Origin of the sequence: Marivirga atlantica (genome assembly GCF_016734805.1) — a bacterium.
Taxonomy (GTDB): domain Bacteria; phylum Bacteroidota; class Bacteroidia; order Cytophagales; family Cyclobacteriaceae; genus Marivirga; species Marivirga atlantica.
Genome location: NZ_JAERQG010000001.1, coordinates 1461897 through 1477917, shown reverse-complemented (window position 1 = coordinate 1477917; position 16021 = coordinate 1461897). Strand labels below are relative to the sequence as shown.

Annotated in this window: 20 protein-coding genes; 9 read left to right on the top strand and 11 right to left on the bottom strand. The window is 37.0% G+C overall.

Annotated features, from left to right (window positions below):
* Nucleotides 1–175 precede the first annotated feature (175 nt).
* On the top strand, nucleotides 176–601 hold the full coding sequence (locus tag JKP34_RS06675; RefSeq protein ID WP_201918957.1) for a hypothetical protein: 426 nt from the start codon (nucleotides 176–178) through the stop codon (nucleotides 599–601).
* Entirely contained in the window at nucleotides 585–776 is a 192-nt protein-coding gene (locus JKP34_RS06670) for a helix-turn-helix transcriptional regulator (protein WP_201918955.1), read from the top strand. The genes JKP34_RS06675 and JKP34_RS06670 overlap by 17 nt, the downstream gene beginning before the upstream one ends.
* A 104-nt stretch (nucleotides 777–880) precedes the next feature.
* Here JKP34_RS06670 and JKP34_RS06665 read toward each other — a convergent pair whose 3' ends face one another.
* From JKP34_RS06665 to JKP34_RS06630, 8 genes are all read right to left on the bottom strand, one after another.
* A complete protein-coding gene (locus JKP34_RS06665; RefSeq protein WP_201918952.1) occupies nucleotides 881–1291 on the bottom strand; it encodes an SRPBCC family protein in 411 nt (136 codons plus the stop codon).
* Nucleotides 1288–1782: an SRPBCC family protein gene (locus JKP34_RS06660; protein ID WP_201918950.1), complete on the bottom strand. Its 495-nt coding sequence runs from the start codon at nucleotides 1780–1782 to the stop codon at nucleotides 1288–1290. Before JKP34_RS06660 ends, JKP34_RS06665 begins: the two co-directional genes overlap by 4 nt.
* Before the next feature lies 1 nt (nucleotide 1783).
* On the bottom strand, nucleotides 1784–2107 hold the full coding sequence (locus JKP34_RS06655; protein WP_201918947.1) for an ArsR/SmtB family transcription factor: 324 nt from the start codon (nucleotides 2105–2107) through the stop codon (nucleotides 1784–1786).
* Nucleotides 2108–2447: 340 nt separating this feature from the next.
* Nucleotides 2448–2780: a hypothetical protein gene (locus JKP34_RS06650; RefSeq protein WP_201918945.1), complete on the bottom strand. Its 333-nt coding sequence runs from the start codon at nucleotides 2778–2780 to the stop codon at nucleotides 2448–2450.
* Between the two features lie 141 nt (nucleotides 2781–2921).
* On the bottom strand, nucleotides 2922–4589 hold the full coding sequence (locus JKP34_RS06645) for a metallophosphoesterase family protein (protein ID WP_201918943.1): 1668 nt from the start codon (nucleotides 4587–4589) through the stop codon (nucleotides 2922–2924).
* Nucleotides 4590–4591: 2 nt separating this feature from the next.
* Nucleotides 4592–5458 (bottom strand): hypothetical protein, encoded by an 867-nt coding sequence (locus JKP34_RS06640; protein ID WP_201918941.1) that lies wholly within the window; start codon nucleotides 5456–5458, stop codon nucleotides 4592–4594.
* A 107-nt stretch (nucleotides 5459–5565) separates the two neighbouring features.
* Nucleotides 5566–6606, bottom strand: a complete 1041-nt coding sequence (locus JKP34_RS06635; protein WP_201918939.1) for a hypothetical protein — start codon at nucleotides 6604–6606, stop codon at nucleotides 5566–5568.
* A 199-nt stretch (nucleotides 6607–6805) separates the two neighbouring features.
* Complete coding sequence (locus JKP34_RS06630; protein ID WP_201919344.1) at nucleotides 6806–7627, bottom strand: purine-nucleoside phosphorylase; 822 nt, start codon at nucleotides 7625–7627, stop codon at nucleotides 6806–6808.
* Between the two features lie 139 nt (nucleotides 7628–7766).
* On the opposite strand from JKP34_RS06630, the gene JKP34_RS06625 reads away from it, so the two are divergent.
* Nucleotides 7767–8357, top strand: a complete 591-nt coding sequence (locus JKP34_RS06625; RefSeq protein WP_201918938.1) for a YceI family protein — start codon at nucleotides 7767–7769, stop codon at nucleotides 8355–8357.
* A 112-nt stretch (nucleotides 8358–8469) separates the two neighbouring features.
* On the top strand, nucleotides 8470–8994 hold the full coding sequence (locus JKP34_RS06620) for an NADPH-dependent FMN reductase (RefSeq protein ID WP_201918937.1): 525 nt from the start codon (nucleotides 8470–8472) through the stop codon (nucleotides 8992–8994).
* Here JKP34_RS06620 and JKP34_RS06615 read toward each other — a convergent pair.
* A complete protein-coding gene (locus JKP34_RS06615) occupies nucleotides 8981–9610 on the bottom strand; it encodes a CatA-like O-acetyltransferase (protein ID WP_201918936.1) in 630 nt (209 codons plus the stop codon). The genes JKP34_RS06620 and JKP34_RS06615 overlap by 14 nt on opposite strands.
* 88 nt (nucleotides 9611–9698) lie before the next feature.
* Here JKP34_RS06615 and JKP34_RS06610 point away from each other — a divergent pair, with 88 nt between their 5' ends.
* Together JKP34_RS06610 and JKP34_RS06605 are read left to right on the top strand one after the other, a co-directional pair.
* Entirely contained in the window at nucleotides 9699–10337 is a 639-nt protein-coding gene (locus JKP34_RS06610; protein WP_201918935.1) for a Crp/Fnr family transcriptional regulator, read from the top strand.
* 97 nt (nucleotides 10338–10434) lie between these two features.
* Complete coding sequence (locus tag JKP34_RS06605; protein ID WP_201918934.1) at nucleotides 10435–11847, top strand: MBL fold metallo-hydrolase; 1413 nt, start codon at nucleotides 10435–10437, stop codon at nucleotides 11845–11847.
* 180 nt (nucleotides 11848–12027) lie between these two features.
* Here JKP34_RS06605 and JKP34_RS06600 read toward each other — a convergent pair whose 3' ends face one another.
* Nucleotides 12028–13413 carry an aminopeptidase P family protein gene (locus JKP34_RS06600; RefSeq protein WP_201918932.1) on the bottom strand — a complete coding sequence of 462 codons (1386 nt, stop codon included), beginning with the start codon at nucleotides 13411–13413 and terminating at the stop codon, nucleotides 12028–12030.
* 211 nt (nucleotides 13414–13624) lie between these two features.
* On the opposite strand from JKP34_RS06600, the gene JKP34_RS06595 reads away from it, so the two are divergent.
* The 3 genes from JKP34_RS06595 (at nucleotide 13625) to JKP34_RS06585 (ending at nucleotide 15005) form a co-directional block, all read left to right on the top strand.
* Nucleotides 13625–14203, top strand: coding sequence for a YeeE/YedE family protein (locus JKP34_RS06595; RefSeq protein ID WP_201918930.1), 579 nt, complete (start codon nucleotides 13625–13627; stop codon nucleotides 14201–14203).
* Between the two features lie 10 nt (nucleotides 14204–14213).
* Entirely contained in the window at nucleotides 14214–14630 is a 417-nt protein-coding gene (locus JKP34_RS06590) for a YeeE/YedE family protein (protein WP_201918928.1), read from the top strand.
* A 66-nt stretch (nucleotides 14631–14696) separates the two neighbouring features.
* Nucleotides 14697–15005, top strand: a complete 309-nt coding sequence (locus JKP34_RS06585; RefSeq protein ID WP_201918926.1) for a rhodanese-like domain-containing protein — start codon at nucleotides 14697–14699, stop codon at nucleotides 15003–15005.
* 36 nt (nucleotides 15006–15041) lie between these two features.
* Here JKP34_RS06585 and JKP34_RS06580 read toward each other — a convergent pair whose 3' ends face one another.
* Nucleotides 15042–15965: a hypothetical protein gene (locus JKP34_RS06580; RefSeq protein WP_201918925.1), complete on the bottom strand. Its 924-nt coding sequence runs from the start codon at nucleotides 15963–15965 to the stop codon at nucleotides 15042–15044.
* Nucleotides 15966–16021 lie beyond the last annotated feature (56 nt).

Here is a 16021-nt window from a genome sequence, read left to right as displayed (position 1 = left end):
TATTATGATTTAAATTTATCCTGATTTCTATCAGTAATGGCTTACTTTTTCTGTATTTCCGCTATCCTAACTGATTTACCTCATTCATTCACATCATATGCCTGATGCTTTTTCATTATCTGATTTGGATATGTGTTAGAAATAGTTAACTTTGTTAGAAATAATTAACATTCCGATGAAAGCAAAAACATTAGCAATTATAAAATTTTCTGTGGCTGCCGTTATTTTGAGTTTAATGAGCTTTTGGGTATTTCAGACCACAAAGCCATTGAATCAGTTCGCTTATATTATCATTGGCGTAATGCTGTTAATAGTTGGATTTGTGATTTACTTTGGTGTTCAGGCACTGAGGGACGCAAAATCAGGTCTAAATCCGGTAGATGAACTTTCGAAAAAATTAACCCAAAAGGCTGCTGCCACGGCTTATAAAATGTCGATTTATATGTGGCTATTTGGTTTGTTTGCTCTGGACCTATTTGCAATAGATTCAGTAAATAAAGCTAAGCTCGTTATCGCTATAGGAATGATTGGCATGACACTTATTTTCCTTTTTACTCGCTTGTACTTTTCAAGAGTCGGAATAGATGAGAACCAGGATTAAAGCACTGCGTGCCAGAGATAGCCTTACTCAAGTTGACCTTGCTAAGAAAGTTGGAGTGCGCAGGGAAACTATTGTTTTTCTTGAAAAAGGGAAATACAATCCTTCATTGAAATTAGCTTACGATATTTCAAAGGTATTCAACATGCAAATTGAGGAAGTTTTTATCATGGAATAAATGGCAACAAAATTTTGATTTTTAGATAGCGTTAGCGGTCTATATATGGTGCATAGCCATCCCGCAGGGCGGCTATGCCTATATACCTTTTGGCGGTAGTTTTTTTATTTTGATTCAACATATTTCTTGAAATTGTCTAAAATTGCATGCCATCCTTGTCTTTGCATTTCAACTGAGTTTTCATCTTCTACTTCAAAGGTCTCGATAACTTCTGTTTTATCTCCAATTTCTGAAAATGAAATTGTAACCTTTCTACCATCATCTAGTTTGTACTCCATCAATTTATTAGGTTCTAGCCGGGTAAATGTTGCAGTGTAATCAAAGGCCATACTGCCATCCTTGGCAGCCATGTGATAGTTGAGTTTTCCGCCTACTTTCAAATCATGCTCAGCTTTGGGGCAATGCCATTCGGGGGTTGCAAAATTCCAATTTTTGATATGTTCAGGAGTTGTCCATAGTTCCCAAACTTGATTGACTTTCCTGTTAATTGTGTTTTGAACTGTTACTGTTTTCATTTTTGTCCTTTTAAATTGATTAACAGATTATCTAAGTTTTCATATGCCATTGATAAGCCCTCTTTCATTCCCATTTGAATTACTTGTTTCAAATGTTCTTCAGAAGCATATTGAGTAACTACTGTTACAGTAGTTTGAGTAGAAGTTGAATGAAATTTGTTTTCAAATTTTGCGACTGGCATTTCTTCGTTGACATTACCATTTGTATCACAAAAAGCATCTTCTCCCGTGAAGACGGAAGGCTTGTTTATGATTTCATAAGTCGTTAAGCCCCAATGTTCTTCTCCTTTCGGTCCGCACATGGCATAAAGTCTTTGCCCATTTTCTTCGAAGGTCATCCGTTTCGTTTTGGATTCCCATGGTTTGGGCGCCCACCACTGGTCAAGTAGGTCTGCTTCGGTCCATGTTCGCCAAACAAGGTCAATTGAAGCATTAAATATTCGAGTCACAGTTAGTTGATTTCCGTTTGTTTCAAATTTTGTTTCAGTCATATTAGTTTTCTTTTTTGTCCTGTAGTTTAGTTAACAGAGAGTCCAATTGGTCAAAACGGGACTCCCATATTTTACGGAATGGCTCTAGCCAATCCGCAACTTCAGATAGGGTCTGAGCTTCTAACTTGCAAAAGCGTTCCCGACCTTCCTTATTTATTGTAATAACTCCACACTCTTGTAGATACTTAACATGCAAAGAAACTGCTTGCCTGGTCATGTCAAATTGCTCAGCTAGCGAGTTGACATTTTGAGATTCAGTTGTTAGCGACATTAGTATGTTCCTTCGAGTTGGGTCGGCAATGGCATTGAAAACATCTCTTCTCATAGTTTCATGCAATTTAAGCAAGTAATTACTTGCTTAATATAAGTGCAAGTTTTCACTTGCGCAATAAATTTATTTAAATTTTAAAGGATGGGGCTTTATTTGTGGCTGGTTTTCTAATAACCGCCAACGGCCTTCATAAAACCTGAATGTCCGCCTGATGATGGCATGAAATTGAATTGATTGAATTACCTTAAAAGCTGTTTAACCCTACAATGCCACATCCGGCCGTTAATGAAGTTGACACAAAGTGAAAGATAAATTGCTAGCTCATTACTGCTGAGTTTCCTATGAAATGCGGAGCGAATAGGTTTTACATTATGTTGGCATTAGTTTATTTTGACTATTTAATTCTTGTTTTTAATTCTTTAATAATTGAATCAAATTTAGAATTTCTTTCGGGAGGTGTCTTATAGGTCCATTCTGCACCATTTTTTTTATATATCTTAAAATACCATGGGTCGTCATGAGAAAAAAGTCTACCTATCAAACTTGTTGCTATATATAGTTGCATCCAAAAATTTTTATTTGGGTTGTAGTGTCGTACTTTTTCAATTTCATTGTAATTATACCTTTTATATATATTAATATCGGATTCTTTAATCTCAAAATGACCTTCATAGACTTTGATATCTGGATAACCCTTTTGTGAGAAGACTAAATCAGGATTGCTCATTTATGACCACATTAATGTTAATGCCCAACTAAAATGAGTATGCGCCACTATGGCTAGAAGCACTTAACTTTCTTGTTCGGATTGTCATATCAAAAGGTGCTGTTCGCATATTCATTTTTAGTGTTTGTTGTAGCACGTATATTATTCGCTTTTAATGCTAAAATCTATGTTCGGAGGTAGTATATCCTCATCTGGTAATTCTATATTGTTCAATACTGGGATTTTTAGATCAAGGCAAAATGTACCTTTAGAGTTTAAGTTTCTCGAAAATTCGGATTTAAGTTGATTATTATTAGAAATGACTGAGATTAGATGAAATTCAATAATACCATTCAATTGTTTGATTGCTTCAATGGTTTTGTTTACCGTACTACCTGAAGAAATAACATCAATAAATACTACAATGCTTTTAAGGTTAGGTATTATTTCCTCAAGCAGTGTGTTTTTGATCTCTAAATTTGAGTGGTATTGACCATGGCCTCTAGTAGCTAAACAAAAATGCTTAATTCCAGTTCGAACAGAAACTTGACTTCCAATTATTGCTCCCCAAAAATCTAATCCAATTATTGCAGTCTCGGATACGGAATGATTTAATAAGTTCTCAATCCTAGAGACGGATTTACTGACAATACTTGACAGTATTTTTTGTTCATTTAGAAGCTGGTTGATTGAAATCCAACCTAAAGAAGTATTATCATTACTAGTTTTAAAACGACCAAAGCTGTAAAGGTCAAGATTCTTAATTCTTTCAATAATTTTCTTTTCAATCGTATCACTTATTTTGTCAATATCATCAAAATTGATCGTTGGAGCAATTGGAGTTTTAGTTACTGGAACCTCTCGATCATTCTTAGATGTTTGGATCGTACGAATTTCTGATACTTCAGAAGACCAATATCCGTTCATTGCAGAATCCTCATGGGTAGTCATTCTGAAGTTATATGTAGCAATATTTTTAATATTAGAGCCTTCATCTATGTTTACAACCTTGCATTGCCTGCTTAGTTGACTTTCGGAATTTGTACTGCCACCAAACCTCCCAGTCATTACAAAGAGAGCACTCTCATAGAAAAGATGATCTGGAAAATGAGTATCGCCAAAGAACCATATCTTTAATACACCTGGGATATTGTTAATTCTAGATCTTAAGAATCCAGCTTGGCTCCACTGATGTTTGTCACTCCAATTTTCTTCTGAAACCCCGCCCAAACTGTTAGGAAAAACCTCAATGGGATAGTGACATCCGATTAATAGAATACTATTTTCTGGGATGTTTTCTCTTAAAATATCATTCACTATTATATCCACTTCTTCTTCGGAAATATTTCCCGGTTTCCCTTTTCGATCTGGTAGGTGAGACCCTAAAGTTGAATCTAGTGACAAATAATAAATTTCAGAATCCAATTTTTCTAAACAAGCACGGTCATTTGAGACAATTACTGTTGCAGTATATTGAATTGAAAAGTCTTTGTAAGGTATTCTAAGTTCACTGCTATTTGATCCATCAGATTTTTCTTTCTTATACTCATAATCATGATTTCCAATACAAGCACAAATGTTTGATTTCTCAACATTTAGCTTTAGACCGATATATTCAACGATTTCAGAAACATATTGAAAGTTGTCTGTTTTTCCCTTATCTACAAAATCACCAGAAATGACAATAATGTCAACTTTCTGGTTTGAATCTGTGATGCATTTAACAAGACCATCTAAGAACTCTTTATAATATCTTTTTCTTAGGTGCTCATCAGTTCCGCCAAAGTTATTGAGATGAAGATCGGTGATATGTAGAATAGATTTTAGCATACTTATAAAAGAGTGAATTCGGCATCAGGATTGAGTCCCTCAAGACTTTGTAAAGACATTAGTTCAAACTCATCTTTGAAATAGACTGAGTCAATTAGATTACCTAAAACTAGTGCGTGGCATAGTTTAGAGGATTTCATTTCTGTATAGGTTTTGGCAATCTTTATTTCTGTTCCTCCAAAGCAGAAGTCACCTATATAAATGTAATTTGTTCCTTTCTCTATGCGATTTAAGAATTCAATATCAAACACCTTATGCTTAGGGCCAAAATGATCAATTGTTTCATATTCAAGTTTTTTAATCAGACCAATCATAGCAGCAAACGGGGCACCTCTTAAACTTGCAGTAAGTAGCTTAACATTAGTTAGCTTATAAGTGTCCAAAAGCTCTTGAATTCTATCGGCCATGAAAAAGCACATCCACATAAACTTCTTAATTTCAGAAATGATCAAGTTTGAATTGTATTCTCCGTTCGCTAGGATAGGTGTGGAATGCAGACGTCTTTTCGAATCAAATTTTATAAAGGTTTTTTTAATTGATTCTTTAATAAAATCAGCTTTGAGAGTTTTCCTCTCTTCGCTAATCTCTTGTAATAAAACTTGATTTTGTTTTCCTAGTGAAATCCAATCTTCTGAAGAATTAGAGGTAATAGTTATATCATAATCCTTTTTAAGTCGGTCAATTATACTTAGAAGATGGTAGCCGTTAATTATTATTAATTGTCTTCCAATTTTTGATAAAGCGACAAAAACATCATCCAGTGCATGGTCATCGATGTTGACAATACCTGCGAAGTTTATCACTATAGTTTTGTCTTCAACAAAATCAGTAATTAAATGGGCAAGTAGATCACCAGCCTTTTTTTCCACACTATGGAGTAGGTTTGTGCCACTGGAACACCATATCAGAACCTGCATTCTTGTGAATATATACCTGCTACCTACAAAGGTTATATCGTTATTTTTCGTTTCAAGAATCATATGACAAACGGGATTTCGAATGCAACTCTTGAACCGACAAGGAAAGCGTCATACTCCTTGTAATAGCCCTGATATATTTCTTCTAGTGCCTTATATCCTCTTAGTGGCTTGCCAAGTGAGCTTATATCCACAATTTTCCCATCAAATTGAATTTTAAGTTCTTTGGCTTGATTCCATAAATGATTCTCCCAACGAACTTCTGTGTCATAAGATGACATATTAACGTAACCACCTGTTGCTAGCACGTCATCAATTGCCCGGTAAAGACCAATTTTATTTTTACTTAATAGAGAAGCCAGAATAATAGCCTTTGTATGAGATAATGGAGGTTTGTCTTTTAGCCATTCATAATTGGATTTCATGGATTTTGGAAAGCCAATTCCCGAATCACAAATTGCAGTAGTAATGCCTCTAGAACTTCTTTGTACTCCTACGAAAGCAATGTCATTCCCATGTAGTAGCGAATTAACAATAAGCTCTGATCCAGTAATTGTCAAAACGCTTTCAAGATTATTGCTCCAACTTTCATGAAAAATTTTAGTGTTGAACAAATTACTTAACCGAAGAGCTATAGAGTGCTTTATTTCTTGTCGTTTTCTATCTTTCCATTCAATAAGTTGTTCATTATTTGATCTATCAATATTTGGGAGATCACTATAGTAAAAAATCCTTGTTTTTGGATTTGTCTTACCTGTTTTGTGCCCCCCAAGCATTCCTTGCCAGTTATATAGGTCAAATTCTCTAGCTATCTGAACAAATCCAATGTCAGACAGAAATCCTTGAAATTCAGGTTGCCAATGGATTAAAATCTCAATTGGTGTTCCAATGAAGTCTCTGATCTTTTTGGAAATAGATAAAAAAGAAGTTAAAGCTGCAATGCTGACTCCTTTGGGGGGAATATTTCTAAGATCCCAAACTGGAATAGCTCCTCTTCCTTCAATATAACTATTACGTAATTCGTCCAATTGAGGAGCCAAGTACAGACTTAGGCTATTCAGGCTTTTCATCGGACCAACATTAATTACGCTTTTAGTCATTTCTTATTTAACTTTTTTCGGTTTAACATATGTGCTACAATACCCGAATATAGCAACCAAAGTTGTTATATCCGGCTTATATTATTTGAATAACCGATTGTAAGCATTTGTAAACGATTGTTGTCGTTTAGCAGAGAAGCTCTATATCGGTTGGAGTTTAACATCAGTTTAAGCTAAACAATTTGACTATATAATCCAATTATAGCTTCTCCAGTAAGCCTTTAAATACCTCCGTCATCTTTGGCTCGGCTTTCATGGCTGCTCCAATAATATCAGGAATGGAAACCTTCTTTAATTTCCCAGGATAGCATAAATCGGTAATTACCGAAACCGCAAAAACGGGGATATCTATATGGCGGGCAGCTATGTTTTCAGGTATGGTACTCATGCCCACGGCATCGGCACCAATTTTTTCAAGGTAACGGTATTCGGCTGGTGTTTCCAGGTTAGGGCCGGGCACACCGGCATAAACACCTTCTTTAATGTCAATACCTTTTTCCTCAGCTACTTCTTTGGCCAGCTCAATCAATTTAGGATCATAAGCTTCCCACATATCAGGAAAACGTCCGCCAAAAGTATCCAGGTTAGGGCCGCGTAAAGGGTTCTCCGGAAAAAGGTTGATATGATCTTGTATAATCATCAGGTCGCTGGTTTCAAAGCCTTTGTTCAAACCTCCGGCAGCATTGGAAATGAATAACTTTTCAATGCCTAAAAGCCTCATTACACGTACCGGCATAACCACCTGCTGCATGTTATAGCCTTCATAGTAATGAAACCTACCCTGCATGGCCACTATCTGCTTACCGCTAAGTTTACCGAAAATCAATTTGCCGGAATGGGTTTCCACTGTTGAAACAGGGAAGTTAGGGATGTCCGAATAGCTGATGGAGGCTTCAATTTCTATATCATCTACCAAGGCACCCAGGCCTGTGCCCAGTATAATACCTACCTCCGGTTTTGTATTGGTTTTACTTTGTATAAAGCTTACTGCTTCTTGTATTTGTGATAAACTTACTTGCATCATTTCAATTTTACTTCAATTTGATGGGATATTATGAATCCTCAAAAATTATTTCCGACTTTTTGTAACCTAATTTTTGTTTTTAAGTTTGCATACAATTACATGTAGGTACATGTAAAATCTAAAACCAAAAGAAATAATGAAAAAAACACTTTTAACAATCGGATTAGCACTTGCTGTAGTTTTATCGGCATTTACAATTGTAAGAAAAGAATTAGCAGTTGATACCGCTGCCAGCAGAATTGCCTGGGTAGGTGAAAAAGTTACAGGGCAGCACAACGGAACCGTGAAAATCAAATCAGGTGGTTTAGAAGTTGATGGCGATCAGATTACTGGTGGTTCATTCGTAATTGATATGACTACTATTGATGTAGAAGATTTAAGTGGCGATATGAAAGGTAAACTAATGGGCCATTTACGCTCTGATGATTTCTTCAGCGTAGAAAAGCACCCTACTGCTACTTTTACAATCACTTCAGTTGATAAAAGTGAGGCTACTGATGCTACACACTTCATCTCGGGTGATTTAACCATTAAAGGAAAAACCAATAAAGTTACTTTCCCTGCTACAGTAAGTATGGTAGGCGGTAAAGTAAATGCTACTGCTAATTTCGATTTAGACAGAACAAAGTGGGATATCCGCTACGGATCAGGTTCTTTCTTTGACGGATTAGGTGATAAAATGATCTATGACGATTTCAAAGTAGACTTATTACTTTCTACTAAATAAATCCAATTCTTTACATAAGGATTATTTAATTCTAAATTTGTCATCCTGTTTCCCTACTTATGCGGAGGCAGGATGACATTTATTTTTAAGCCATCAACAGAAAAATCATTCTATGATAACGATAGTAGCAGGTACTAACCGAAAGAATTCAGTATCATCCAGAGTGGCAGCTCTTTACCATGATTTACTCAGTAAGAAGGGCTATAAAGCTTCTGTTATTGATTTGGCGGAACTACCTGCAGACTTTACGGTTTCAGCACTCTATGAAAATTCCGGAAAGAATGACGAATTCAATCCTTTCAGAGAGCAGATAAGTTCTTCAGAGAAATTTGTTTTCATCATCCCCGAATACAATGGTTCTTTCCCTGGTGTACTAAAAGCCTTTATTGACGGACTGGAATATCCTAACAGCTTCAGGAATAAGAAATGTGCTTTAGTAGGTATTTCTTCTGGCGTACAAGGCGGTGGTTTAGCCTTGAGCCATATGACTGATATCTTCAATTATTTAGGTATGCATGTGCTGGCACTAAAGCCTAAACTGGCCAGAATAGAATCTAATTTTGACGGAGAAGAAATTACCGATGATCTTTACAATGAGTTATTAGCAGAACAGGCTGAACAGCTTATTCAATTTTAAAATAGGCTTCACACTTCTCAAAAAACTGACCTACTTGTAGCCCGTCAACAACAGCATGGTTTACATGTATGGAAATTGGAAGCAGTTTTTCACTTCCTTCTTCCAGCATTTTACCTACCGAAAGTTTAGGTATGCTGTCGTCAGTTTTAAATTTTCTGGCATGTGATATAGCTGTAAATTGCACCCAAGGCACGCTAGAGTAATGGAACACATCGGCCTCATTAACTACTAAATTAAGTCCTTCGGTTTGCTTTACCTGCTCAATTTCCCTCTGCATATTTTCCTGAAAAATACTGAAGTCTTTATGATAGGGTATTCTTGAAAAGGCGAAAGTTTCATCTTCGCGAAGCACTGTAGCTGAAACGTGTGTTTCTTCTAATAACCATAACTCCTCCTCAATAATTCTGGTACGAAGCGCCTCTATTTTATTGATGGCTTTAGCAATAACATGCGTATAAAAAGCATAAAAAGAGCAGTTCTGTTGCTTGCAAAAGCGGTAGGCCTCGGTACAGTTTACATTGGCAGCCATGCCGAAGAAGGGTTCATCAAATTGACTAAAAAACTCAAAATGTTCCTTTCTCTTATAAGTTGATAAATCGATACGACTTGCCTTCATATCAGGGTACTTTGATTAATTTTTCTGTTATTTGCATCAAACCTTTCGGCCATCAGTAAGTATGGATTATTGGCAATTTATTTAATTTATGTCAGAAACTAATTTTAATATAAAAGATACACTATCAGGAATCATTCAGGAGCAGCCTCTAATTGATGAAATAGCCACATTAGGAAGGCTAAAGAAAGTTAAGGCAGGAGCAAATGTAGTGAGCCCTAATCAGAATGCCAGTGAAATGCCAATTGTTATCACAGGTATTTTAAGAGTGATGAGGCATGACGAAAACGGTAATGAGGTATTTCTCTATTATTTGGAAGGAGGACAAACCTGTGCCATGTCTATCACCTGTTGTATTGAACAAAAGAAAAGTGCCTTTCATGTAGTGGCAGAAGAAGATTCCGTCCTCTGGATGATGCCTACCGCCTACCTTGACAGCTGGATGCAGAAATATCCCTCGTTCAGAAGGTTTGTGATGCGTTCATACCAAATGCGTTTTGATGAACTACTCACCACCCTCGACAGCATGGTTTTTATGCACCTCGATGAGCGTGTGTATAAATATCTACTCGATAAAAAGCAGGCCAGTGGCTCTTACGAAATCAATAAAACGCATCAACAAATTGCAGATGAATTGAATACCTCCAGGGTAGTGATTTCACGTGTGCTCAAAAAGCTGGAGAAGGAGGAAAAAATTGAGCAGCATAGAAATAAAATTGAAATACTTTAAATTTGAGCTTGCATGAGGCTGTTATAAGATTGTAACAATTGTTACGTCAATAAGGCAGCAGCCACGTTAGTTTTACCAAGAATAAAAAATCATTGTTATGCATATTGAACAAATATATACAGGATGTCTGGCGCAGGGAGCTTACTATATAGAAAGTGATGGTGAAGTAGCCATTGTGGATCCACTTCGTGAAAGTGCTCCTTATATAGAAAGAGCGCAGAAAAGAGGTGCTACCATAAAATATATTTTTGAGACGCACTTCCATGCGGACTTTGTTTCCGGACATGTTGATTTAGCGAAGAAAACCGGTGCCACCATTGTTTATGGACCAACGGCAAAGACTGAATTCGAAAGCTATGAGGCAAAAGATGGAGAAGAATTTAACATCGGTAAAATTAAAATAAGAGTACTTCACACGCCTGGTCATACATTGGAAAGTACCACTTATTTACTTATAAATGAGGAAGGTAAAGAGGAAGCCATTTTCAGTGGTGATACTTTATTTATTGGTGATGTAGGTAGACCAGACCTTGCTCAAAAAGGTGACATCACACAGGATGATTTGGCAGGCATGCTATATGATAGTCTTAGAAATAAAATCATGACACTTCCTGATGAGGTAACCGTGTATCCTGCACATGGTGCAGGTTCAGCTTGTGGCAAAAACATGAGCAAAGAAACTACCGATTCATTAGGCAATCAGAAAAAGACGAATTATGCACTTCGTGCTGATATGACCAAGGAAGAATTCATCAAAGAAGTGACAGATGGTTTGTTGCCACCTCCGCAATATTTTGCAGCTAATGTGGCTATGAACAAATCGGCAGATACCCATGGATTAGATGATATTTTGGCTAAAGGTAAAGTTGCTTTGGATGTAGATACTTTTGAGGCTTATGCCAACCATGAAGGTGCCTTGGTATTGGATACCAGAAACCAAAAGGATTTTGCTCAGGCGCATATTCCTAACTCAATATTTATTGGTATTGATGGTGGTTTCGCTCCTTGGGTAGGTGCTTTAATTCCGGATTTGCAGCAGCCGATCATCTTCCTTGCTGACGAAGGCAGAGAAGAAGAAGTGGTGACACGCTTATCTCGTGTGGGCTATGACAATACTTTAGGTTTCCTTAAAGGAGGCATTGATGCCTGGAAAGCAGCCGGAAAAGAAACGGATGCTGTAAAATCTATTCCTGCAACAGCATTTGCTGATGAATTAAAGAAAGGTGATTTACATGTTGTAGATGTACGTAAGCCATCAGAATTTAGTGCTGAGCATGTAGAAGATGCGGTAAATCATCCTTTAGATTACATCAATGAAGAAATGGAAAAACTGGAGGAAGATAAAACCTATCACTTGCATTGTGCAGGCGGTTATCGTTCTATGATTGCTGCCTCTATCTTAAAATCAAGAGGTTTTCACAATTTGGTAGATGTAGCCGGTGGTTTCAAAGCCATTAGCCAAACGGATATTCCTACCACCGATTATGTTTGTCCTACTACGTTGAAATAAAGTAAACTTTATCCTCAAATGAAAAAGGCTAGCTGAATGATTCAGCTAGCCTTTTTTTTATGAAATTGAATTTTTTCCTGGTTATTGCGAGCGCAGCGCAGGCAATCTTTGTTTTAATTCTATAAGCAATCAAAAGATTACTTTGTTCCTCGCAATTACCAGTTACTTTACATTATCTAATTAAGCTCTGGTATTTTCTACATCAGCAATGGTTTTAGGTACTTGTCTGCCAAGCATTTTTGCACCCTCATCAGTTATCACAAAATCCTCTTCAATTCTGATACCACCAAAGTCTTTATATTTCTCTAGCTCATCATAATTGATGAATTCTTCATATTTCTTCTCACTTTTCCAAAGATCTATCAGCTGTGGGATGATGTAGATACCAGGTTCCACAGTGATTACATTTCCTGCTTCTAATGCTTTACCCAAACGTAAAGACTTCAAGCCAAATTCAGTTGATTTCTTCAGTTCGTCAGTATAGCCCACATAAGGCTCACCTAGGTTCTCCATGTCATGTACATCCATCCCCATCATATGTCCCAGACCAGTTTGCATGAACATGGTATGAGCTCCTGCTGCTACAGCGCTTTCAGTATCGCCTTTAGTTAATCCCACAGCTTTCAATCCTTCAAAAATGGTTTTTCCGGCAAGTAAATGGATGTCTTTGAATCTCTTGCCCGGAGCAAGTTCTTTGATAGCTGCTTCATGAGCATCTAAAGCGATTTGATAAAGCTCTGCCTGTCGACTGGTGAACTTTTTATCAACAGGGAAAGTCCTAGTCATGTCACCGCAGTAGCCAGAAACTGCCTGGGCACCGCTATCGCAAAGCAATAAATCACCTGACTTCAGGGTGTTTCCTTGATAATGGTTATGTAGTGTTTGTCCATCTTTTGTAATAATCATTGGGAAGCTCAGCTCAGCGCCATGCATCTTAGCCGTATTTTGCACAATGGCACCTACCTCATATTCCTTCATACCAGGACGGGTATGCTGCATCGCAGCAATGTGCATTTGAGCGGTGATGTCAACTGCTTTTTCTAGTTCTTCAATTTCCTCAGTGGTTTTAATATTTCTTTGCTTCACTATAGCCTTAATCAGTTTTACTGAGGCTCCCTCGTCAACTTTGCTGACTGCTTGATTAGTTAAGTTAGATAAGGTAATCCTTTGCGTAGCACGATATGGTGGGAGGTAGTGTACGGTTCTGCCATCTGCCAAAGCTTTCTGCACTAGTTCGGCTAATTTGGCAAAAGGGGCAGTTTTGTCTATACCTACTTGCTCAGCTAATTCTTTCATGGTAGGCTGAAAACCTGTCCATACAATTTGATCAATGGTAAGATCATCGCCAAAGAGCATTTCCTCTCCACTGTCACAATCTATGATACCTGCAATATCAGGATTTATCAGTCCGAAAAAATAGCGGAAAGAACTATCCTGAACAAAGTGGTAATGGTTGTCGGCAAAGTTCATACTGCTTTCCGTATTGCCCAGCAATAGGATGATACCTTCATTCACATCTTTGCTCAGCTGAGCTCGTCTATTTTTATAAGTTTCGGATCTAAACATATTTTTATTATTAATTTTTCAGAAGAGCGAATATAAGGTAATCTGTTCGTAGAACAAGGCAAAATACGGACTGTTAGCAGCATAAAGGCTTTTTACAACTCATTGTTTTTCCATTGAATTGTTCTGTTAAAGACAAAAGTCATTAATATCCTACATAAGCGCAACAAAATTATATGTAGTTACATTTAATAGGGTGATAACTAAAATAAATATGTGGAGTAGTTTTATAGAATGGATTAATCAGCCCTGGCCCTGGTATGTAGCGGGGCCGTTGATAGCGGTAGTAATGTTGTCTTTAATATTGTTTGGAAAAACTTTTGGACTGTCATCCAACTTAAGAACCATGTGTTCGATACTTGGTGGAGGCAAAAGTTGCGATTATTTCGATTATGATTGGAAACAGCAAGGCTGGAATTTGGTGTTTGCTTTAGGTTTAATAATAGGCGGGTTTATAGCACATGAGTTTATGAGTGATAATCAACTTATTCAAATAGCAGAAACTACTGCGGAAAAGTTGGCCTCCTATGATATTTATGTACAAGCTGATGAGTTACTTCCTTCAGAAGTATTTAACTGGAGTAATGTGTTGAGTTTGCAAGGATTCATCTTCATTGTATTGGGTGGTTTTCTGGTAGGTTTCGGCACCCGATATGGAGGCGGCTGTACTTCAGGGCATGCCATTACAGGACTAAGTGATTTACAAAAAGCTTCTTTACTGGCTACTATTAGCTTCTTTGCCGGAGGTTTATTAATCACACATTTCGTAATGCCTTATCTTTTAAATCTTTGATTGCTGATTTATGCTTAAATTTTTTAAATACTTAGTAGTAGGTATCATATTTGGAATCACGCTAACCAAAGCTGAGGTTATTTCGTGGTATAGAATTTTTGAGATGTTTCAGTTTGATGCATTTCACATGTATGGAGTGATTGGCTCAGCCGTTGTAATTGGAATAATAGGTCTTCAAGTCATCAAATACTTTAATATTAAAACGTTAGCAGGAGAACCTATTCACATGCCTCCTAAAAAATTTAGCTGGGCCAGGTATACCATTGGAGGGTTAATCTTTGGTTTTGGCTGGGCACTTACCGGAGCATGCCCCGGACCACTTTTCATTTTAGTAGGTAATGGAGTTAATGTGGCTATTTTAATGATCTTATCAGCCCTTTTGGGTACTTATTGTTATGGTCTGCTAAGAAATCACCTGCCGCATTGAGCTAGGTAACAATTGTTACTTTTAGCCAACTAGAACTGCTTACATTTACGTAAAAAAGAACGAGTTATGAATTTTCTAAAAGATTTATTAGGTATAAAAAGTGTAGATTATAAGGCTCTAGTTGATGAAGGTGCTATTATAGTAGATGTGCGAACTCCGGGAGAATATAGTGGAGGTCATATAAAGGGATCCATAAACATTCCACTTGATACGCTAGAAAGAAATTTGAGCAAATTGAAGGATAAGCAGAAACCTGTTATTACCTGCTGTGCTTCAGGCATGCGCAGTGGCCGTGCAAAAGGTATTCTGGAAGCAAAAGGATACGAAAATGTAGTGAATGGTGGCGGATGGGCCTCGTTAAATGCTAAGATATAAATAGGACGGGAGAATAGTTGGGTTAAAAAAGGATGCTTAATCAGCATCCTTTTTTGTTTCTTCTTTTTCAGCTTGTAGTTTCTTTATTCTTTCGAGTTCTAATTTGGCTTCTTCGTTTTCAGGGTTCAGTTGAACTACTTTCTCATAGAAAATTATTGCATTCTCGTAATCTTCCATTTCTGCCAGTAATTCAGCGAAACGCTCCTGAACACGCCAGTTACCAGGGTAATAGGCTGTGTTTAAATTAAATGCGAATAGTGCCTGATCTTTCTGTCCTGCAGCATATAGAACGTTCCCTAGCGTGTTTAGCTCAGCATATCGACCCACTTTATAGTAAAGTGTTCGCCAAACATTGTTCATATCTTTATAGATCTCTTCCATGCTTTTTTCATCAAATAAATTAAGCATATAAGTTGCACCAGCATAGTTAGGAGCTGAAGGATAACCCGATGCAATTTGTGCTACATCAGTTAATAAATCAGTGCTTGGAGATTCTACAATTCTGGCATATTCCTTTCCATCTTCTTTAAAGATGAAGGTTGGAACGCGATGAATATTCAATCCTTTCTCTTCACCATTAGGGCCTTGTTTATAATTATCACCCGAACCATATAAAGCAGTAAATTTTAATTGTTCACGATCCAGGCCAAGTTCATCCCAGAGTTTTACGAAACGCGGTACCCATTCCTGGCTATCGCCACACCAGGTACCCATATAAATTTCAACGGTATCATCCTTTAAGTTTTCAGCCCAGTTGTAATCTTTTTCTTTTAATTGGAAATCGGCATAACCCTCATTGAACCAATGTGAATAGGTAGTGTCTTGCTTAAGATATTCTACAGAATATTCCCCAATCAGATGCTTTTCACCCTCATCGTTATGGTAAAACTGAACATCTTGCGCTATCAAAAGATTAGAGCTGATAAGGATTATGGAGGTAAAGGCTAATAGTTTTTTCATTATTGCTAATTGTTTATTATTTGGTAAATTAAATACTTCTGTAATAAGGAATGAAA